The organism is Kitasatospora sp. NPDC057015 (assembly GCF_042673745.1).
In the GTDB taxonomy this organism is placed as follows: domain Bacteria; phylum Actinomycetota; class Actinomycetes; order Streptomycetales; family Streptomycetaceae; genus Kitasatospora.
This window is the reverse complement of the sequence record NZ_JBHUSG010000019.1, coordinates 39,917-58,795: the sequence shown is the minus strand read 5'-3', so window position 1 is coordinate 58,795 and position 18,879 is coordinate 39,917. Positions and strand designations below refer to the sequence as shown.

Here is an 18,879-nt window from a genome sequence, read left to right as displayed (position 1 = left end):
TCCGGGTATGGCACACATGCACACCGAGATCCGGATCGGCCTCACCGGTGTGAAGCCGCTGCCGCTGACGGTCGTCAAGTTCTGCACTACGATCACAGGCCCGAAACCGTCGCGGAGCGCGCCGGGCTGAAGACCCGTCGGCCGGCCCGGCCCGGGCGGCCCGACCCGGCGGTCCGGGTCACGGGGGAGCGGGACATGAGCGGATCCGACAGACCGGCGGCGGGACCGAGCCTGGAGAAACAGCCGGCCGACCGCGCGCCGGCCGACCGGCCCGGGCCGGAGCCGCGGCCGACACCGGCGCAGGGCTGCCTGGTCGGGGTGATCCGGGTACCGGTGCGGATCTTCGCGTTCGTGGTGATCCTGCCGCTGCGCTTCGTCTGGGAGCTGCTGGTCCTGGCGGCCCGCCCGGTCGGGGCGGCCCTGGTCGGGGCCGGGCGGGTGCTGCGCCGGGTGCTGGTCTGGCCGTTCGCCGCGCTGTGGCGCTACCTGCTCGTTCCGCTGGGCCGGGGGCTCTCCCGGGCCGGGCGGGTGCTGCGCCGGGTACTGGTCTGGCCGTTCGCCGCGCTCTGGCGCTACCTGCTGCTGCCCGCACTGGGCCTGCTCCGCCGGTTCCTGCTCGCTCCGCTCGGGACGGCCCTGGGGTGGCTGGCCTCCGGGGTGTTCCACCTGGTGCTCGGGACGGGCCGGCTGGTGCTGTGGCTCTTCGAGACGCTGGTGTGGCGGCCCACCGGCTGGGTGTGGCGCAGCGTGCTGGTTCCGCTCGGATCCGTGCTCGGACGCGTCGGCGCCGGACTGCTGTGGCTGCTGCGGCACTCCTTCGACCTGTTGGTCGTGCAGGCCGCGCGCCTGCTGTGGCGGTACGGGCTCGCGCCGCTGGGCGCCGCGCTGCGCCGGCTGGGCCGCGAGCTGGTGCGGCTGGTGGTCGCGGCCGCCCGGCTGCTGCGCCGGCTGGCCGTCCTGCTGCTGGTCGGGCCCGCGCGGTGGTCGTGGCGGGCCGTGCTGACACCGGCCTGGCGGGGGCTGCTCGCTCTGGACGTCCTGGTCGGCCGGGTGCTGGTGCGGGCGGTCGGGGCGCTGTCGACGGGGGTGGCCCGGCTGGTCGAGCACCTGGTGCTGCGGCCGTTGTCCCTGCTGGCCCGGTACGTGCTGCGCCCGGCGGCCGTCGGGCTGGGGTGGCTGGTCGAGCACCTGGTGCTGGTTCCGCTCGGGTGGCTCTGGCGGGTGCTGCTCCTCCCGCTGCTGCGCGAGCTGGGCCGGGCCGTCGTCCGGGCCTGGCGCCTCGGCGGGCGGATCTGGCGGTTCGCGGTGGTCCGGCCGTGCCGCTGGGTGCGGCGTGACGTGTGGTGGCCGGTGAAGGAGGAGCTGCGTCGGGCCCGGCAGACGGTGCGCGCGACCATCCGCGAAGTGCGCCGCTCGCTGACCGGGTGACCGTGCCGGCCGCGCGCGTCCCTGGTCAGGCTTCTGACCAGGGGCGGAGCGCGGCGGCCCGGTAGGCGCGTACCCTTTGGTACGACAGAGTCCGGGCCGGGCCAGCGCGCGCGGCCGGACGGGGACACTGACTAAGGACTGAGCGACCTGGCACGCCGAACGCCCGACGGTCCGCCGCCCGCACCGACGGTGCAGCGCATCCGTCTCCGCTACACCAAGCGCGGCCGACTGCGTTTCACCAGCCACCGTGACTTCCAGCGCGCCTTCGAGCGCGCGCTGCGCCGGTCGGCCGTCCCGATGGCCTACTCGGCCGGCTTCACGCCGCACCCCAAGGTCTCGTACGCCAACGCCGCCCCGACCGGGGTCGCGAGCGAGGCGGAGTACCTGGAGATCGGCCTGGCGGCCGTCCGTGACCCGGCGGAGCTGCGCGCGCTGCTCGACGAGTCGCTGCCGACGGGCCTGGACGTCATCGACGCCGTCGAGGTCCGGACGCCGAACTTCGTGGAGCGCCTGGAGGCCTCCGAGTGGCTGGTCCGGCTGGACGGCGTGGAGCAGGACGAGGCCGCCCGCGCGGTCGCGCTGTTCCTCGCCGAGGAGCAGGTCGAGGTCGAACGCCTGACCAAGAACGGGGTCCGTCGCTTCGACGCGCGCGGCCCGGTGGCGGCGCTCGACATCGTCTCGCCGCAGGTGGGAAATGGTCCGGACGGGCACTCGGAGGGGGAGTCCGATGTTCGGACGGCCCGTCCCTGTGCGATACTGCGCCTGGTAGTACGACACGCCACACCCGCCGTACGACCCGACGACGTTTTGTCCGGTCTCCGTGTGACGGCCGACCTGGCGCCGCCGGTCCCCGCTGAGGTGACCAGGCTGGCGCAGGGGCCGCTCGACGAGGGGACCGGCACGGTGACCGACCCGCTGGCGCTCGACCGCGCCGCGGCCCCGGCCGGCCCTGTAGAGGCTGCTGGGCCGCGCGCAACCGCGTCCGCCTAGCGGGCGGAGGCCGGGTTCAGGACAACTGGACCGTCTGGCACTCCAGGCCCCCGCGGCTCCCCAGGGGAGCGAGCGTCGTCGAAGCACAGGCCGGCACCTTGCGGCCCGCCGACCCCGATGGTCGGCGGGCCCGAGGACCCCTTCCGGGAGCCACCCGGGGTTGGGGGACGGCGCAGCTTGGGAACACCTGAGAAGACTGGTCAGACCAGAAGACTTTCGACACCCCGCAACTGTGCGGGGCGCCGAGCGAGACTACGAGCCCCTGTGCGGCCTCGCGTCCGCACGGTGGCACCGTGGAAGGTCCGGCAGTGGCATCCGTGAGGATGCCGGCCGGCCACCGGTGCCGCACCGTGCCCGATGCGGAGCCCGGGGGCCTGACGGGAGATCCACCCGCATGCTCGATAACACCGATCCGCAGCAGCCTGCCGCCGCGGGCTCCAACGAGTCCGGCGGCACCGAGGGCGCGTCCGCCGCTCCGCCGCGGCGCCGTCGCCGGGCGGTCTCCCGCCCGGCGGGCACCCCGCAGAGCGCGGGCGCCGAGGGCGCCGAGACCGTGGTTGCGGCCGCCGAGCCGGTCGCCGAGGCGCCCGTCGAGGAGCCGGCCGAGGCCGCGCCCGTCGAGAAGCCGGTCCGGGCCCGCCGGACCCGTAAGCGTGCCGAGGCCCCCGCCGGGGCGCCGGAGGCCGCCGAGATCATCGTCACACCCGCCGCCGAGGTCGCCGAGCCGGTCGCCGAGGCGCCCGTCGAGGAGCCGGCCGAGGCCGCGCCCGCCGAGAAGCCGGTCCGGGCCCGCCGGACCCGCAAGCGTGCCGAGGCCCCCGCCGGGGCGCCCGCCGCCGAGCCGGTCGCGGAGCAGCCCGTCGTGGAGCCGCCGGCCGTCGAGCCGGTCGTGGAGCAGCCCGTCGCCGAGGAGGCGCCGGCCGCTCCCGCCCGCCGCCCCCGCCGCCGTCGCGTGGTGGAGAGCGCCCCCGTGGTCGAGGAGACCCCGGTCGTGGCCGAGGAGCCCGTCGAGGAAGAGGTCGTCGAGGAGCCCGAGGCGGTCGCCGCCCCGGTCGCTGAGCCCGCTCCCGTGGCCGCTCCGGTCGTGGAGGCCGAGCCCGCTCCGCGGGCCCGTCGCCGTGCGGTGCGCCCGTCCACTGCGATCTTCCAGGCGCCGGTCTTCCAGGAGCCCGCGCCCTTCGTCGCGCCGACCCAGCCCGCCGCCCCGGCCGCTTCGGCGCCCGCCGAGCCCGCCGCCCCTGCGGCGAAGCAGGCGCCGGCCGTGAAGCAGGCTCCGGCCGCGCGGCAGGCGCCGGCCGAGGCCGCGCCCGCCGAGTCCGACGACGAGTTCGAGTACAGCGGGGTCGGCCGTCGCCGCCGTACCCGCACGCAGGTGCGGGTGCAGCCGCCGGCCCGCCAGCGGGCCGCCGCGGCCCCGGTCGCCGCGCCGGCGCCCGCTGCTCCGGTCGAGGCCCCGGCCCCCGCGCCGGTCGCCGAGCCCAAGGCCGAGCCCGCGACCGCCGGCCCCGAGCAGGAGGCGGAGTGGGAGGACGACCGTCCGTCCCGCCGTCGCCGCCGGGGCGGCCGTCGCCGCCGTCGCGGTGAGGCCGAGGAGTTCGAGCCGGAGACGCAGGAGGCCGAGCAGCCCGCCGAGGAGCCGGCCGTCGCCGACGAGGAGGACGAGGACGACGACCTGGCCTCGGGCCTGGCGTCCTCGCGCCGTCGTCGCCGTCGCCGTCGTCGCAGCGGTGAGGCCGGCGCCGAGCCCGCCGAGAGCACCCCCGCCGAGGACGGCGTGCGGACGGTCGTGAAGGTCCGCGAGCCGCGCCGCCGTTCCACCGAGCCGTCGTTCGACCCGGACGAGGTGCAGTCCATCAAGGGCTCCACCCGCCTGGAGGCGAAGAAGCAGCGCCGCCGTGAGGGCCGCGAGCTGGGCCGCCGCCGGGTGCCGATCATCACCGAGGCCGAGTTCCTGGCCCGCCGCGAGTCGGTCGAGCGCGTGATGGTCGTGCGTCAGAACGGCCTGCGCACCCAGATCGGCGTGCTGGAGGACGGCGTCCTCGTCGAGCACTACGTCAACAAGGAGCAGGCCACCTCGTACGTCGGCAACGTCTACCTGGGCAAGGTCCAGAACGTGCTGCCGTCGATGGAGGCCGCCTTCGTCGACATCGGCAAGGGCCGCAACGCGGTGCTGTACGCCGGTGAGGTCAACTTCGGTTCGCTGGGCGGCCACGGCGGCCCGCGCCGGATCGAGTCGGTGCTGAAGTCCGGTCAGTCCGTGCTGGTGCAGGTCTCCAAGGACCCGATCGGCCACAAGGGCGCCCGGCTGACCAGCCAGATCTCGCTGCCCGGCCGCTACCTGGTGTACGTGCCCGAGGGCTCGATGACCGGGATCAGCCGCAAGCTGCCCGAGAACGAGCGCGCCCGCCTGAAGCAGATCCTCAAGCGGATCGTCCCCGAGGACGCGGGCGTGATCGTGCGCACCGCCGCGGAGGGCGCCAGCGAGGACGAGCTGACGCGTGACGTGCAGCGCCTGCAGGCGCAGTGGGAGGAGATCCAGAAGAAGGCCGCCACCGGCAACGCCCCGGCGCTGCTCTACGGCGAGCCGGACATGACCGTCCGGGTCGTGCGCGACATCTTCAACGAGGACTTCACCAAGGTCATCGTCTCCGGCGACGAGGCGTGGAAGACCATCCACGAGTACGTCGGCGGGGTCGCCCCCGACCTGGCCGAGCGGCTCCAGCGCTGGACCTCCGACGTGGACGTCTTCGCCACCTACCGGATCGACGAGCAGCTGATGAAGGCGCTGGACCGCAAGGTCTGGCTGCCCAGCGGCGGTTCGCTGGTGATCGACCGGACCGAGGCGATGATCGTCGTCGACGTCAACACCGGCAAGTTCGTCGGCCAGGGCGGCAACCTCGAGGAGACCGTCACCCGCAACAACATCGAGGCGGCCGAGGAGATCGTGCGCCAGCTGCGGCTGCGCGACCTCGGCGGCATCATCGTGATCGACTTCATCGACATGGTGCTGGAGTCCAACCGGGACCTGGTGCTGCGCCGTCTGCTGGAGTGCCTGGGCCGGGACCGGACCAAGCACCAGGTGGCGGAGGTCACCTCGCTCGGCCTGGTGCAGATGACCCGCAAGCGGGTCGGCCAGGGCCTGCTGGAGTCCTTCTCCGAGCCGTGCGTGCACTGCAACGGCCGTGGCGTCATCGTGCACATGGAGCAGCCGACCGCCCCCGGTGGCGGCGGCGGCCCGGTGGGGACCTCCGGCGAGGCCGGCACCGCCGGCGGCAAGCGCCGCCGCCGGGGCAAGGGCGGCGCCGGGCACGACGAGCCGCAGGCGCACCTGCTGGACGAGGAGACGGCCGACGAGGCCGCCGACCACGACCACGAGCACGAGGAGTTCGAGATCGTCTCGAACGGCGAGCAGCTCGTGATCGAGGTGCCGGGCGGTCCGACCGTCGAGGTCGCCGAGCCGGCCGTCGAGGAGCCGGTCGCCGAGGCCGCCCCCGCCGAGCAGGAGCGTCCGAGCCTGGTCGAGATCCCGGCCACCCCGGTGGCCGGCGGCCGTACCCGCCGTCGCGCGGTCCGCAAGGCCACCGCTCCGGCCGGCGCCCCCGCCGAGGCCGAGATCGTGGTCCTGCAGGCCCGTGCCGACGCCGCCATGGAGGCGGCGCTCGCCGCGGCCGCCCCGGTGGCCCCGGCGGAGCCCGAGGCCCCCGTGGAGCCCGAGGCGGTGGCCGAGGCCCCGACCGAGGCGCCCGAGGCCGTCGAGGTCGAGGGTGTCGAGGCCGAGGGCGCCGAGGAGGCGCCCGCGCCCAAGAAGCGGGCCCCGCGCAAGGCCGCCGCCAAGAAGACCGCCGCCAAGAAGACCACCACGGCAGCGGCGAAGAAGACCACCGCCCGCAAGACCGCCACCAAGCGGACGAGCGCGGCGGCCAAGAAGGCCGCGGCCGCCGAGGGTGATTCGGCAGCCGAGTAGTCCGCCGCCCGGCGGGGTGGGCGTTCGCCGCCCACCCCGCCGGGCGTTGTACGGGTCCGTCGCGCGTCCGCCCTCCGGGGCGGCGGGGCCGGTTTGCTCCAGCGGCGGCGGATCCGTATTCTTGACATTCGGCGTGTCTACGCCATGCTCCCGAGCAGATCACCTCCCAGACCCTCCGGGGGACGGGGGAGGCCGCCTGTGTCCGTACCCAGGCGGCTGGCATCGAGAGTTCCGACCGAGTAGAGAAAGCAGGTACCGCATGTACGCGATCGTTCGCGCCGGCGGCCGCCAGCACAAGGTCGCCATCGGCGACGTGCTGGAGATTGACCGCGTTGACGTCAAGCCGGGTGACTCGGTCGAGCTCTCGACCATCCTGCTTGTCGACGGCGAGGCCGTCACCTCCGACCCGTGGGTCCTCGCCGGTGTGAAGGTTCACGCCGAGGTCGTCGACCACACCAAGGGTGAGAAGATCGTCATCCTCCGCTACAAGAACAAGACCGGCTACCGTCGGCGCCAGGGTCACCGCCAGCGCCACACCGCCGTCCGCATCACGAGCATCGACTCCGCGAAGTAAGTAAGGGGATTGCGAGATGGCACACAAGAAGGGCGCAAGCTCTACCCGTAACGGCCGCGACTCGAACGCCCAGCGCCTCGGCGTCAAGCGCTTCGGCGGCCAGGTCGTCAGCGCCGGCGAGATCCTCGTCCGCCAGCGCGGCACCCACTTCCACCCGGGTGCGGGCGTCGGTCGCGGTGGCGACGACACCCTGTTCGCGCTGAACGCCGGTGCGGTGCAGTTCGGCACCCACCGTGGCCGTCGCGTCGTGAACATCGTGGCCGTCGAGGCCTGATCTTCCTGACGCCGCGTCACAGTGGTGCAAGGTAGGACATTCTGGAGGGTGGACCGGAAATTTCCGGTCCACCCTCTGGGTTTTGACCCCGGGGCGGTTACATCCGTTCTGTACCGATTTTTCTCCTAGCTGGAAGGCACACCGATGACCACCTTCGTGGACCGCGTCGAACTGCACGTCGCCGCGGGTAACGGAGGCCACGGCTGCGCCTCCGTGCACCGGGAGAAGTTCAAGCCGCTCGGCGGGCCCGACGGCGGCAACGGCGGTGAGGGCGGCAGCGTCATCCTCACCGTGGACGCCAGCATCACCACCCTGCTGGAGTACCACCACTCGCCCAAGCGCAAGGCGACCAACGGCAAGCCCGGCGCGGGCGGCCACCGCACCGGCTCCACCGGCGGCGACCTCGTCCTGCCGGTTCCGGACGGCACCGTCGTCATGGACCGCGAGGGCAACGTGCTCGCCGACCTGGTCGGCCACGGCACCAGCTTCATCGCCGCCGCCGGCGGTCGCGGCGGCCTCGGCAACTCCTCGCTCGCCTCCGCCCGCCGCAAGGCCCCCGGCTTCGCGCTGCTGGGCGAGCCTGGCGAGGCCCGCGACATCGTGATGGAGCTCAAGTCCGTCGCCGACGTGGCGCTGGTCGGCTACCCGAGCGCCGGCAAGTCCTCGCTGATCTCGGTGATCTCCGCCGCCAAGCCGAAGATCGCGGACTACCCCTTCACCACCCTGATCCCCAACCTCGGCGTGGTCACCGCCGGCGACACCGTCTACACCGTCGCCGACGTCCCCGGGCTGATCCCCGGCGCCAGCCAGGGCAAGGGCCTCGGCCTGGAGTTCCTGCGCCACGTCGAGCGCTGCACCGTCCTGGTGCACGTGCTGGACTGCGCGACCCTGGAGCCGGGCCGCGACCCGCTCACCGACCTGGAGACCATCGAGGCCGAGCTGTCCCAGTACGGCGGTCTCGACGACCGGCCGCGCCTGGTCGCGCTCAACAAGGTGGACGTGCCGGACGGTCAGGACCTCGCCGACATCACCCGCGCCTCCCTGGAGGAGGCCGGCTACCGCGTCTTCGAGGTGTCCGCCGCCTCCCGCCAGGGCCTGCGCGAGCTGAACTTCGCGATGGCGCAGATCGTCGCCGAGGCCCGCGCCGCCAAGCCGATCGAGGAGAACACCCGGATCGTGCTGCGGCCGACGGCCGTCGACGACGCCGGCTTCACCGTCACCGAGGAGGACGGCGCCTACCGCGTGCGCGGTCTCAAGCCCGAGCGCTGGGTCCGCCAGACCGACTTCTCCAACGACGAGGCCGTCGGCTACCTCGCGGACCGCCTGGCCCGCCTCGGCGTCGAGGACAAGCTCTGGAAGGTCGGCGCCCAGGAGGGCGACACCGTCATCATCGGCGCCGAGGAGAACGCGGTCGTCTTCGACTGGGAGCCGACCATGGCCGCCGGCGCCGAGATGCTCGGCCGCCGCGGCGAGGACCACCGCTTCGAGAACCCGCGCCCGGCCGTCGACCGCCGCCGCGAGAAGGCGAAGGGCCGCGACGCCGCCGAGTCCGAGTACCTGGCCTTCGAGGCGCTGTCCAGCGGCCGCTCCGGCGCCATCGACGAGGGCGACGACGAGGACCACTGACCGGCCCGGCCGACGGCCGGTCAACACCGAGGCGCCCGCCACCCGTTGAGGGTGGCGGGCGCCTCGCCGTGCGCCGGCCGCCGGGCCCGCGGCGGCCCGGGCCCGGTCGCGGCGTCCAGCCGGTGACATGCCGTACGGACGGCTCACCCGGATCGCGTAGATTGCGGGGAGCGGCAGGCTCCCGCGCCTGTCACACGCAACAGCGAAGGGCACCAGCGCGATGAGCGAGCAGTCACTCCGTGAGGAGGTCCTGACCGCCCGGCGGATCGTCGTCAAGGTCGGTTCCTCCTCACTCACCACCGCCGCCGGCGGCCTGGACGCCGACCGGGTCGACGCCCTGGTGGACGCGATCGCGAAGGTGCGCAGCCAGCCGGACGCCCCGGAGGTCGTGCTGGTCTCCTCCGGCGCCATCGCCGCCGGCCTCGCCCCGCTGGGCCTGGAGCGCCGCCCGCCGGACCTCGCCCGGCAGCAGGCCGCCGCCAGCGTCGGCCAGGGCCTGCTGGTGGCCAGGTACACCGCCTCCTTCGCCCGCTACGGGATCCGGGTCGGCCAGGTGCTGCTGACCGCCGAGGACGCCAGCCGCCGGGCCCACTACCGCAACGCCTACCGCACGCTGGACCAGCTGCTGGCGATGGGCGCCATGCCGGTCGTCAACGAGAACGACACCGTCGCCACCGCCGAAATCAAGTTCGGGGACAACGACCGGCTGGCCGCCCTGGTCGCCCACCTGGTCCGCGCCGACCTGCTCATCCTGCTCTCCGACGTCGACGGCCTCTACGACGGCGACCCCAGCCGCCCCGGCACCAGCCGGATCGCCGAGGTGCGCGGCAAGCAGGACCTGGCGGGCATCGAGATCGGCAGCGCGGGCAAGGCCGGGGTCGGCACCGGCGGCATGGTCACCAAGGTCGAGGCCGCCCGGATCGCCACCGGCGCCGGCATCCCGGTGGTGCTGACCGCCGCCAGCCAGGCCGCCGACGCGCTGGCGGGGCGGCCCACCGGCACCCTGTTCCTGCGCACCGGGAGCCGCACGGCGGACCGGCTGCTCTGGCTGGCCCACGCGAGCAGTCCGCGCGGCGCGCTGCACCTGGACGAGGGGGCGGTGCAGGCCGTGGTCTCCGGCGGCGCCTCGCTGCTCCCGGCCGGGGTCACCAAGGTCGACGGCGACTTCGCCGCCGGTGATCCGGTGGACCTTCTTGGCGAAAACGGCCACATCGTGGCGCGCGGGCTGGTCAACTTTGATGCGAGGGAGTTGCCCCGTCTGCTCGGCCGGTCCACCCGCGACCTGGCCCAGGAGTTCGGTGCCGCGTACGAGCGGGAGGTCGTCCACCGCGACGACCTCGTCGTCCTGCGCGGCTGACGGGCCGCTCCGCAGGGGGCGGAAGCGGTGCCATGCGCCCGGCGCCGGGCGAGGAGGGCAGCCGGACGCGCCGGGCCGGGCCGTGGCCCGCACGACGACACGAGATCGCCGAACAGGAGGCCGCCGGTGGGACGCAGGCCCGACGGAGCGCTGCCCGGAGCAACGGCCGAGCGGAGGCTGAGCAGCATCGCGGGTGCGCGCGGCGCCAGGGAGTCGGCCGTCGGCCCGCCGGCCGGCGGTGGCCGGCCCGCCACGGTGGAACCGGCCGACGCCGTGCGGGAGTTGCGCCCCGGGCTGAGCGGCGCGGCGGCGCCGGCCGGCACCCCGGACCAGGCCAGGCTCTGGCACGTGGTGCTGAGCGTGGCCGGGGTGGCCACCCCGCTCCCGCAGCTGCGGGCCGGGCTGGAGCAGCTCGCGCACGACCACTCGTTCTTCCTCACCGCGCGGTACGCCGCCGACCACGCCGAGATCCGCTACTGGGAGCAGGCCCGCGACCTGCACGACGCGGCGGCCATCGCGCTGCGCCTGTGGGGCGAGCACAAGGCGACCGCCAACCTGCCGCCGTGGGAGATCGTCGGCCTGGAGGTGGTGGATCGCCCGACGTACCACAAGCGGGTCGCCGAGGGCTTCGGCGAGCCGTCGCCCCGCCCGGGCGGCGTGCAGCCGTACTGACGGCCGTACCGGCCCGGGGCAGGTCCGACGGGCCGGGCGGATCCGGTCGGCCGGACCGGCCCGTCTCACCGGACGAAACGGGCGTCCGGCCGGGCGCCGGCAGTCGTTACGCTGGACGCCATGACCAGCGACCCCGCCACCGCAGACAGCCCCGTCATCGCCGTCGCCCGCCGCGCCCGGGAGGCCGCGGCCGCCCTCGCCCCGCTCCCGCGCCGGGTGAAGGACACCGCCCTGCTGGCGATCGCGGACGCCCTGGTCGCCCGCAGCGCGGAGATCACCGCCGCCAACGCCGAGGACGTCGCCCGCGCCCGCGCGGCCGGCACGGCCGAGTCCGTGATCGACCGGCTCAGCCTCGACGACGCGCGGATCGCCGCCATCGCCGCCGACGTGCGGGACGTGGCCGGCCTGCCCGACCCGGTCGGCGAGGTGGTCCGCGGCTACACCCTGCCCAACGGGCTGGACGTGCGCCAGGTGCGGGTGCCGCTCGGCGTGGTCGGCATCATCTACGAGGCGCGTCCGAACGTCACCGTGGACGCTGCCGCGCTCTGCCTGAAGTCGGGCAACGCCGTCCTGCTGCGCGGCTCCGCCTCGGCCTACCGCTCCAACACCGCGCTGACCACCGTGCTGCGCGACGCCGTGGTCTCGGCCGGCCTGCCCGCGGACGTGATCCAGCTGGTGCCCGGCGAGAGCCGCGAGTCCGTCCAGGAGCTGATGCGGGCCCGCGGCCTGGTGGACGTGCTGATCCCGCGCGGCGGCGCCTCGCTGATCCGCACGGTGGTCGAGGGGTCGACGGTGCCCGTCATCGAGACCGGGACGGGCAACTGCCACGTCTACGTGGACGCCCAGGCCGACCTGGCGATGGCCGTCGGCATCCTGCTGAACTCCAAGGCCCAGCGGGTCAGCGTCTGCAACTCGGCGGAGACGCTGCTCGTCCACCAGGACATCGCCGACGCCTTCCTGCCGCTCGCGCTGGCCGCACTGGCCGGGGCGGGTGTCACCGTACACGGGGACGACGCGGTGCTGAAGGCCGCCGAGGGCACCGGGGCCGTGGTGGTGCCCGCCACCGACGCGGACTGGGAGGCGGAGTACCTCTCCCACGACCTCGCCGCCGCCGTGGTGTCCTCGCTGGACGAGGCGGTGGCGCACATCCGGCGCTGGTCCTCCGGCCACACCGAGGCCATCGTGACCGCCTCGCAGCCCGCCGCCCGCCGCTTCACCCAGCTGGTCGACGCGGCCACCGTGGCGGTCAACGCCTCGACCCGGTTCACCGACGGGGGTGAGTTCGGTTTCGGCGCCGAGATCGGCATCTCCACCCAGAAGCTGCACTCGCGGGGCCCGATGGGCCTGCCCGAACTTACCTCCACCAAGTACATCGTCACTGGTGACGGGCATGTCCGGGGCGAGGCCACGCAGACCGTGGGCGGCTCCGGCACCGCCGTCTGAGCGCGGTCCGTCACACGTGTGACGGACCAACTGCGAGGAGCCACAGACAAAACGGCCGCCCGGTAATACGCTGAATCCGTGGCTGAGGATGTGGGGGGCTCTCCGTACCCTGACGGCGCCGACCACGGTGGTGCGGACGACGAGTTCGCCACCGTGGTGTTCGACGAGGCCTTCGTCCGCTGTGCGGCCGTGCACGAGCCGAGCGCCCGGGAGCGGCAGCTGGCCGCCGCCGAGGCCCGCTTCGAGCCGGAGACCGCGGGGCCCGGCTGGGGCTACGAGCCGGTGCCGGGCGACGGGCTGCCGTTGGAACTGCGGCCGTACCCGGGCGGACTGGACGACGACCGGCTCTACCCCGACCCGTGGTCGGGCCCGGGGCGGGCCGGCGGGCGCCGGGCGGGCCGTTGGGGCCGCACCGGGCGCTGGGGCCGGCACGCCGGCTACGATCCGGCCCGCGCGGCGCGCGGGCGTTCGGTGGCCCAGCAGCGCTGGCACCGGCCGGTCGCCTGGGTGCTCGCCGTGATCATGGGCGTCAGCCTGGTGGCGGTGGCGGTCGCGGCGGTCTACCAGGGCTTCGACCCGGCCGGCGGCGGTTCGCAGCGGCGCCCCGACAGCGGCAACAGCAGTTCGGGCACCGGGTCGGTACCGCCGTCCGTGGAGCCCTCGCTCGCGGTGATCGCCCCGGCGGGCTGAGCCCGCCGGCACTCTCACCCTGCGTCGCGCAGAAGTTACCTGCGGTCCCCTCGTGGTGGGCGCCGCATCGCCTTACCCTGGTGTTATGGGTGACCCGCGTGAGCCTCCTGAGGGTGTGCCCGAAGGCGGTTCAGGGAACGAGGACGAGTACCGGTCCGTCGTCTTCGACGAATCGTTCGTCCGAGCTGCCCGGATCCAGGAGCTCTCGGCCCGGGAGCGGCTCAGCGGCGGGTTCGGCCGGGCGACCCGGCCCCGGATCGGCCTCGGCGCGCTGGGCTCGGTGCCCCGCCAGGCCGTCGCCCTGCTGCTGCTGATCGTGGTGGCCTTCGCCGCCGCCGTCTACTTCGGCATCAGTTCGCCGGGCCGGCCCGGCGCCGAGCCCGTGGGCAGCCAGCTGACCGTCGGTCTGGTGGCGCTCAGCCCGACCTCGCCGGTGCAGCCGGTCGCCGACCCGGCCGGTCCGTTCGCGGGCCTGCCCGCCGGCTACCAGGACGGCAGTTCGGGCCTGGGGGTACCCGCAGGGGCCGCCACGGCGCACTACACGCGGGTCGAGGTGACCAGGGCGCTGGACACCGCGCAGCGCTACCTGGTCGCCGCTGCCCTGGCGCCGCGGACCCTGGTGCAGGGAGTGACCTCGGACGTGCGGTCCTTCATCACCACCGGTGAGCAGGTGCAGTTCGACCAGAGCGTGTCGGCCCCCCGCGACGACCAGCACCACGCGGCCACCGGCTGGATGGTGCGCTTCGACCCGGCGCGGATCGCCCTGGCCGCGGACACCGTGAAGGTGGCCGGCAGCATGCGGGTCGACGAGGCGGAGAACGGCGCGCTGCAGATCACCACCGACCACACCTTCGTCTACGCGGTGCGTGCCGCGGACGGCGCCGCCGGAGCGCCGGTGACCCTGCTGAGCGTGCGTCGCGAGCTGCGGATGGAGTTCGACCGCGGCGACCTCGCGGCCGCCCAGCTGCGGCTGGTCGACGCCGTCGTGCAGACCGGCCCGGCGGCCTGCGGTACGGCGCAGACCACCTTCCTGCAGCCCCTCCTGGCCACCCCCGGCGGCACCGCGCCGCCCGCGCCGCCGGCGGTGGACCCGGCCGATCGCGCCGTCCCGGCCTGGCAGCAGTGCGGCGTCCTCGCCGGGCCGTGAGGTCGACCCGCGGGCCGGCGCACGAGGCCCGCCGAGGCGGTCGGCCCGCTCCCGCGTGATGCCGTCGGCCCCGGACACCGAGGGGTGTCCGGGGCCGACGGTCCGCTCTCAGCCGCCGTTGCGGGCCGTGTCGTCGGCGGGTCCGCCGTCCGGGCCGCCGGTCGCGGCGCCGGCGCCGGCCCGGGTGCCGTTGAAGGTGTCGCGGAGCCGGCCGCCGACGGAGCCGACCCCGCCCGCCACGTCGCGCAGCAGGCCGATCAGCGGGTCCTTGCTGTCCTTGACGGAGGTGGAGTAGTGGTCGGCGGCGGCCTTCCACTGGTCACTGACGGAGGCGTTGGCGTCACCGTCGCGGCGCGGGTAGGCACCGGCGAGGACGGAGCGGTACTCGTCGCTCTCCGACCACTTCTTCAGCTGGGCGACCCGGACCACCGCGAAGGGGTGGGTCTGCGGCAGCACCTGGAGCAGCTTCAGCACGCCGTCGCGCAGGTCGCCGGCCTTCTCGTACTCCTCGGCCTGCTCCAGGAACGCGTCGACGTTCATCTCGCCGAGGTTGTGGCCGCCGGCGAGCTTCATCAGGCCGCGCATGGACGCCTGGAGGTCCTGGCCGGCGAGCAGCCCGGCCCGGTCGCAGGAGAGTTCGGCCTTGCGGAACCACTCCTTGAGCGCGGTGACCAGCGCCATGATGGCGAGGTTGCCGAGCGGGATCCAGGCGATCCGGGTGGCGATGTTGGTGAGGATCAGCAGCATCGTCCGGTAGACGGCGTGGCCGGACATCGCGTGGCCGACCTCGTGGCCGACGACCGCGCGCAGCTCCTCCTCGTCGAGCAGTTCGACCAGGCCGCTGGTCAGCACGATGATCGGGGTGTCCATGCCGATGCACATGGCGTTCACGGTCGGGTCCTGCGTGACGTAGAGGTCCGGGACCTTCTCCAGGTCCAGGACGTACGCGGCGTCGCGCACCATGTTGTACAGCTCCGGGAACTGACGCTCGGAGGTCTTCACGGCGGTGGCCAGGAACATCAGCCGGATCGAGCGCTCGGAGACCAGCCCGGCGAGCTTCTTCAGCACGTCGTCGAAGCCGGTGAGCTTGCGCAGCGCCACCAGGGCGGACCGGTCGGCGGGGTGCTCCCAGGCCCGGGTGGAGATCTCCGGGAAGCGCTGACGGCGTCGGCTCGGGCTCTTCGCCTGGTTGGTGTCGGTCATGGTCTGAGTACCTCCTGGTCGACGCCGGTCCCGGCCGCCGGCCGGGCCCCCGCTCTTCTTCGCCTGCTACGACTTCCTGTGCAACGCGCGTGGTTGCGTACTCGTCCCCGCGGTCACCCTACGCGGTGTGCGGCCGGTCGCCGAGAGTGCCCGCGGGCCGGATCCGCGGCGCCCGGGGCCCCGCCGGGGGTGGTGGCGGTCCGGCGGCCGGGCCCGGTCTAGGCTGGGTGTCCTGGAGATACCGGGACCAGATCTGGCCGCGGTGCAGAGCCGACCGAGGAGCCCGCAGATGTCCCCCGACACCCTTGTCACCCTGGCCGCCCCGATCTCCTCGGAGACCGGCCCCGGACTGTTCCTGCGGGTGATCGTGGTGGCCTCCTTCGTCGGCGTCGGCCTGCTGGCCTGGGTGCTGCTGCGGGCCGGCCGCAAGAGCTGAGCCGCCCGCCGCGGACGGCGGGGGCTCACGCGGGATCAGACGCGGTGGGCCGCCGCGCGGTTGCGCGGAGGCCACCCGTACGATGGGCCGGTGGGCCCTCAACGGCCCAGACCCCTGGTCCGTCACCCGAGCCGAGAAGGTCCTGCGACCATGAGCACTGCCGCTGCACTCCCCGTTCTCAACCTGATCGCCGAGGGCGAGGGTGGCAACCACGACAGCCTCAACCCGTACCTCACCGGCGGTGCCGGGCTGTTCATCCTGCTGCTGCTGCTCTTCATCACGACCCGGTTCAACCGCGACCGCTGAGCGCGGGCGGCGCCGGCCGCGCAGCACCGGCCGGACAGGCCCTGGGAGCGCCCCGCGAGAGCGGTGGGCGCTCCCTTTGCCATGTCCGCGTCCGTGAGGCCGACCGGGGGACGCGCACCGTAACCCGTGTCGCGTAAGGTGTGGCGGCATGGGACAGCAGGCCGAGACCCCCGGCGGACTCCAACCGGCGAAGAAGCGCCTCGGCGTGATGGGTGGCACCTTCGACCCGATTCACCACGGGCACCTGGTCGCCGCCAGTGAGGTGGCGAGCGCGTTCCACCTCGACGAGGTGATCTTCGTGCCGACCGGGCAGCCGTGGCAGAAGGACGACCGCCGGGTGACGCCCGCCGAGGACCGCTACCTGATGACGGTCATCGCCACCGCCGAGAACCCGCAGTTCTCGGTCAGCCGGATCGACATCGACCGCGAGGGGCCGACGTACACCGTCGACACCCTGCGGGACCTCCGGACGATGCACCCGGACTCCGACCTCTTCTTCATCACCGGGGCCGACGCGCTCGCCCAGATCCTGTCCTGGCGGGACTCCGAGGAGCTCTTCTCGCTCGCCCACTTCATCGGATGCACCCGCCCGGGGCACACTCTGACGGACGCCGGGCTCCCGGTGGGCGGGGTGTCCCTGGTGGAGGTACCCGCGCTGGCCATCTCGTCCACGGACTGCCGCAACCGGGTCGCCAAGGGTGAACCGGTCTGGTACCTCGTCCCGGACGGCGTGGTCCGTTACATCGACAAGCGGGCGCTCTACGCGCCGGCCCAGCCTTGATCCCAGGAGGGTCGGCGTGACCGGAACGGCAGACCGCAGGGGCCAGCAGGACGACGACTGGTCGACCGGGCAGTACCCGCAGTACCAGCAGCAGCAGCCCTACCCGCCGTACCGGCAGCAGCCGGGTTACGAGCAGTCCGGCCACGAGCAGTCCGGCCACCAGCAGGCGCCCTACGAGCAGGCGCCCTACGAGCAGTCCGGCTACGAGCCGCAGTACGACCAGTATGGCCAGCCCTATCCCTCGTACCAGCAGCCGGCCCGGCCGCAGCCCGGCTACGAGCAGGAGCAGTACGGCCGGGCGGACCGGCCGCAGGCCTACGCCCCGCAGTACGACCGGTACGGACAGCCGCAGGCCTACCCGCAGTCACCCGGGTACGAGTCGCCGCAGTCGCCGGGCTACGGGTCGCCGGCGTACGAGGAGTACCAGCAGCCCGGCTACGGGCAGCAGCCCTACCAGCCGTACCGCCAGCCGGAGCAGCAGCAGCCGGGCTACGGGCAGCCGGCCCAGGACGCGCCGGGGTACGAGCAGGCCGCGCAGCGGGAGCCGTTCGCCGCCGCGGCGCCGCCGGTGGCCGCCGCCCCGGCCGCACCGCCGCGCCCCCGCCCGGCCCGCCCCGCGCCGCAGGCCGCCCCGGTCAAGCCGGAGCAGCCCTCCGAGCAGGTCGGCGGCTCCCGTGCGGCCAAGGGCGCGAAGGCGCCCGCGGACGACTACGCCACCGGCGAGTTCACCTTCGTCGAGGAGGAGGCGGAGGAGTCCGAGGACGTCATCGACTGGCTGAAGTTCGCCGAGTCGCGCACCGAGCGCCGGGACGAGCGCCGCCGGAAGCTGCGCAACCGGCTGGTCGGCGCGGTCGTCGTGCTGGCCGTGCTGGGCGGCGCCGGCACCGGGTACCTGTGGTTCACCGGCAAGCTCGGCGGCGCGAAGACGGCGGCCTCGGCGGCCGGGCCCCGCCAGGTCAACGTGGTGCACCTGCGCGACCTCCAGGGCAAGGTCTCCTCGGCGCTGCTGGTCAACGACGCCTCCGGCCACAAGGGCTCGGTGCTGCTGTTGCCGGAGGGCCTCAAGCTGCCCGGCGCGGGTGACCCGCCGACGGTCGCGCTCGGCCAGGCGATGGACACCATCGGCGCCTCCAACACCCGCGAGGGTCTCGGGAACGTCCTCGGAGCCCCGGTGGCCGGCACCTGGCGCCTGGACACCCCGTACCTCCAGCTGCTGGTCGCGCAGCTCGGCGGGGTCCGCGCGGACATCGACGTGGAGCTGCGCGAGGCCGGCAAGCCGGACGGCAAGGTGCTGGCCTCGCCCGGCAAGAACGTCCTGCTCAGCGGCCAGGCCGCCGTGCAGTACGCCACCTACCAGGGCGCGGGCGAGGGCCGGGACGTCCAGCTGGCGCGGTTCGGCCAGGTGCTGGAGGCGATCGTCAAGACGATGCCGACCGATCTGAAGGACGCCACGGACGTGGTGACCAGGATGGGCGCCGTCCTCGACCCCTCGCTGCCCAAGGACGCGCTGGCCGGGGTGCTGGTGCAGCTCGCCCAGCAGGCCAAGGACGGGCACTTCGCCACCTCGGCGCTGCCGGTCAAGCCCGACGGCGGGCTGGACGACGCCACCGCCGGCAAGCAGGTCAAGGAGGTCCTCGGCGGCACCGTGCACAGCGCCGACAGCGTCGGCGCCGCCGCCCGGGTCGCGATCCAGGACGCCTCCGGCAACGACCAGGCGGCCGCCGCGGCGCAGGTCCAGGTGACCAACGCGGGGCTGACCTTCGTGCCGGGGACGGCGAAGAGCACTCCGCAGGCGACCTCCGAGATCCGCTACACCGACGACGCCCGGCAGGAGGCCGCGAAGTCGCTGGCGACCAGCCTGAACCTGCCGGAGACGGTGGTGAAGAAGGTCACCGGGGCGCAGACCGCCGACCTGCTGGTGGTGCTCGGCAAGGACTACCAGGCGCCGAAGCCGCAGTAGCGGCCCGCGCCCGCCCGCCGGCGCCGGA

The 18,879-nt window shown here is 74.3% G+C and carries 16 protein-coding genes; 15 read left to right on the top strand and 1 reads right to left on the bottom strand.

Features of this window, described 5'->3' with window-relative positions; translation table 11 throughout:
* Positions 1–195: 195 nt before the first annotated feature.
* The 11 genes from ACFTWP_RS19570 to ACFTWP_RS19520 all read left to right on the top strand — a co-directional run bounded on the left by ACFTWP_RS19570 (position 196) and on the right by ACFTWP_RS19520 (position 14,165).
* Positions 196–1,428 carry a hypothetical protein gene (locus ACFTWP_RS19570; protein ID WP_380265851.1) on the top strand — a complete coding sequence of 411 codons (1,233 nt, stop codon included), beginning with the start codon at positions 196–198 and terminating at the stop codon, positions 1,426–1,428.
* A 189-nt stretch (positions 1,429–1,617) separates the two neighbouring features.
* A complete protein-coding gene (locus tag ACFTWP_RS19565) occupies positions 1,618–2,418 on the top strand; it encodes a TIGR03936 family radical SAM-associated protein (RefSeq protein ID WP_380265850.1) in 801 nt (266 codons plus the stop codon).
* A gap of 394 nt (positions 2,419–2,812) precedes the next feature.
* Positions 2,813–6,382: a ribonuclease E/G gene (locus tag ACFTWP_RS19560; protein ID WP_380265849.1), complete on the top strand. Its 3,570-nt coding sequence runs from the start codon at positions 2,813–2,815 to the stop codon at positions 6,380–6,382.
* Positions 6,383–6,641: 259 nt separating this feature from the next.
* On the top strand, positions 6,642–6,956 hold the full coding sequence (rplU, locus tag ACFTWP_RS19555) for a 50S ribosomal protein L21 (protein ID WP_073927817.1): 315 nt from the start codon (positions 6,642–6,644) through the stop codon (positions 6,954–6,956).
* A gap of 16 nt (positions 6,957–6,972) precedes the next feature.
* Complete coding sequence (gene rpmA, locus ACFTWP_RS19550) at positions 6,973–7,230, top strand: 50S ribosomal protein L27 (protein ID WP_057238555.1); 258 nt, start codon at positions 6,973–6,975, stop codon at positions 7,228–7,230.
* A gap of 144 nt (positions 7,231–7,374) precedes the next feature.
* Positions 7,375–8,856 (top strand): GTPase ObgE, encoded by a 1,482-nt coding sequence (obgE, locus tag ACFTWP_RS19545; RefSeq protein ID WP_380265848.1) that lies wholly within the window; start codon positions 7,375–7,377, stop codon positions 8,854–8,856.
* Between the two features lie 220 nt (positions 8,857–9,076).
* Positions 9,077–10,213: a glutamate 5-kinase gene (gene proB / locus ACFTWP_RS19540; protein WP_380265847.1), complete on the top strand. Its 1,137-nt coding sequence runs from the start codon at positions 9,077–9,079 to the stop codon at positions 10,211–10,213.
* A 126-nt stretch (positions 10,214–10,339) separates the two neighbouring features.
* Entirely contained in the window at positions 10,340–10,885 is a 546-nt protein-coding gene (locus ACFTWP_RS19535) for a hypothetical protein (protein ID WP_380265846.1), read from the top strand.
* Positions 10,886–11,005: 120 nt separating this feature from the next.
* On the top strand, positions 11,006–12,328 hold the full coding sequence (locus tag ACFTWP_RS19530; protein ID WP_380265845.1) for a glutamate-5-semialdehyde dehydrogenase: 1,323 nt from the start codon (positions 11,006–11,008) through the stop codon (positions 12,326–12,328).
* Positions 12,329–12,406: 78 nt separating this feature from the next.
* A complete protein-coding gene (locus ACFTWP_RS19525) occupies positions 12,407–13,018 on the top strand; it encodes a hypothetical protein (RefSeq protein WP_380265844.1) in 612 nt (203 codons plus the stop codon).
* Between the two features lie 85 nt (positions 13,019–13,103).
* Entirely contained in the window at positions 13,104–14,165 is a 1,062-nt protein-coding gene (locus ACFTWP_RS19520; RefSeq protein ID WP_380265843.1) for a hypothetical protein, read from the top strand.
* Between the two features lie 108 nt (positions 14,166–14,273).
* Here the strand turns inward: ACFTWP_RS19520 and ACFTWP_RS19515 are convergent, their stop codons facing one another.
* Positions 14,274–15,368, bottom strand: coding sequence for a M48 family metallopeptidase (locus ACFTWP_RS19515; protein ID WP_380265842.1), 1,095 nt, complete (start codon positions 15,366–15,368; stop codon positions 14,274–14,276).
* A 289-nt stretch (positions 15,369–15,657) separates the two neighbouring features.
* On the opposite strand from ACFTWP_RS19515, the gene ACFTWP_RS19510 reads away from it, so the two are divergent.
* From ACFTWP_RS19510 to ACFTWP_RS19495, 4 genes are all read left to right on the top strand, one after another.
* Entirely contained in the window at positions 15,658–15,804 is a 147-nt protein-coding gene (locus tag ACFTWP_RS19510) for a hypothetical protein (RefSeq protein ID WP_380265841.1), read from the top strand.
* A gap of 150 nt (positions 15,805–15,954) precedes the next feature.
* The gene (locus ACFTWP_RS19505) at positions 15,955–16,110 is read left to right on the top strand and encodes a hypothetical protein (protein ID WP_380265840.1); all 156 of its coding nucleotides are present in this window, start codon (positions 15,955–15,957) and stop codon (positions 16,108–16,110) included.
* 148 nt (positions 16,111–16,258) lie between these two features.
* A complete protein-coding gene (nadD, locus tag ACFTWP_RS19500; RefSeq protein ID WP_380265839.1) occupies positions 16,259–16,891 on the top strand; it encodes a nicotinate-nucleotide adenylyltransferase in 633 nt (210 codons plus the stop codon).
* Between the two features lie 16 nt (positions 16,892–16,907).
* Positions 16,908–18,851, top strand: a complete 1,944-nt coding sequence (locus tag ACFTWP_RS19495) for a LytR C-terminal domain-containing protein (RefSeq protein ID WP_380265838.1) — start codon at positions 16,908–16,910, stop codon at positions 18,849–18,851.
* The last annotated feature ends 28 nt before the right edge of the window (positions 18,852–18,879 follow it).

Coding starts and splice junctions, on each gene's coding strand:
- ACFTWP_RS19570 (WP_380265851.1), top strand. CDS start 196: ATGAGCGGATCCGACAGACCGGCGGCGGGACCGAGCCTGGAGAAACAG.
- ACFTWP_RS19560 (WP_380265849.1), top strand. CDS start 2,813: ATGCTCGATAACACCGATCCGCAGCAGCCTGCCGCCGCGGGCTCCAAC.
- rplU (WP_073927817.1), top strand. CDS start 6,642: ATGTACGCGATCGTTCGCGCCGGCGGCCGCCAGCACAAGGTCGCCATC.
- rpmA (WP_057238555.1), top strand. CDS start 6,973: ATGGCACACAAGAAGGGCGCAAGCTCTACCCGTAACGGCCGCGACTCG.
- obgE (WP_380265848.1), top strand. CDS start 7,375: ATGACCACCTTCGTGGACCGCGTCGAACTGCACGTCGCCGCGGGTAAC.
- proB (WP_380265847.1), top strand. CDS start 9,077: ATGAGCGAGCAGTCACTCCGTGAGGAGGTCCTGACCGCCCGGCGGATC.
- ACFTWP_RS19530 (WP_380265845.1), top strand. CDS start 11,006: ATGACCAGCGACCCCGCCACCGCAGACAGCCCCGTCATCGCCGTCGCC.
- ACFTWP_RS19520 (WP_380265843.1), top strand. CDS start 13,104: ATGGGTGACCCGCGTGAGCCTCCTGAGGGTGTGCCCGAAGGCGGTTCA.
- ACFTWP_RS19515 (WP_380265842.1), bottom strand. CDS start 15,368: ATGACCGACACCAACCAGGCGAAGAGCCCGAGCCGACGCCGTCAGCGC.
- ACFTWP_RS19510 (WP_380265841.1), top strand. CDS start 15,658: ATGTCCCCCGACACCCTTGTCACCCTGGCCGCCCCGATCTCCTCGGAG.
- ACFTWP_RS19505 (WP_380265840.1), top strand. CDS start 15,955: ATGAGCACTGCCGCTGCACTCCCCGTTCTCAACCTGATCGCCGAGGGC.
- nadD (WP_380265839.1), top strand. CDS start 16,259: ATGGGACAGCAGGCCGAGACCCCCGGCGGACTCCAACCGGCGAAGAAG.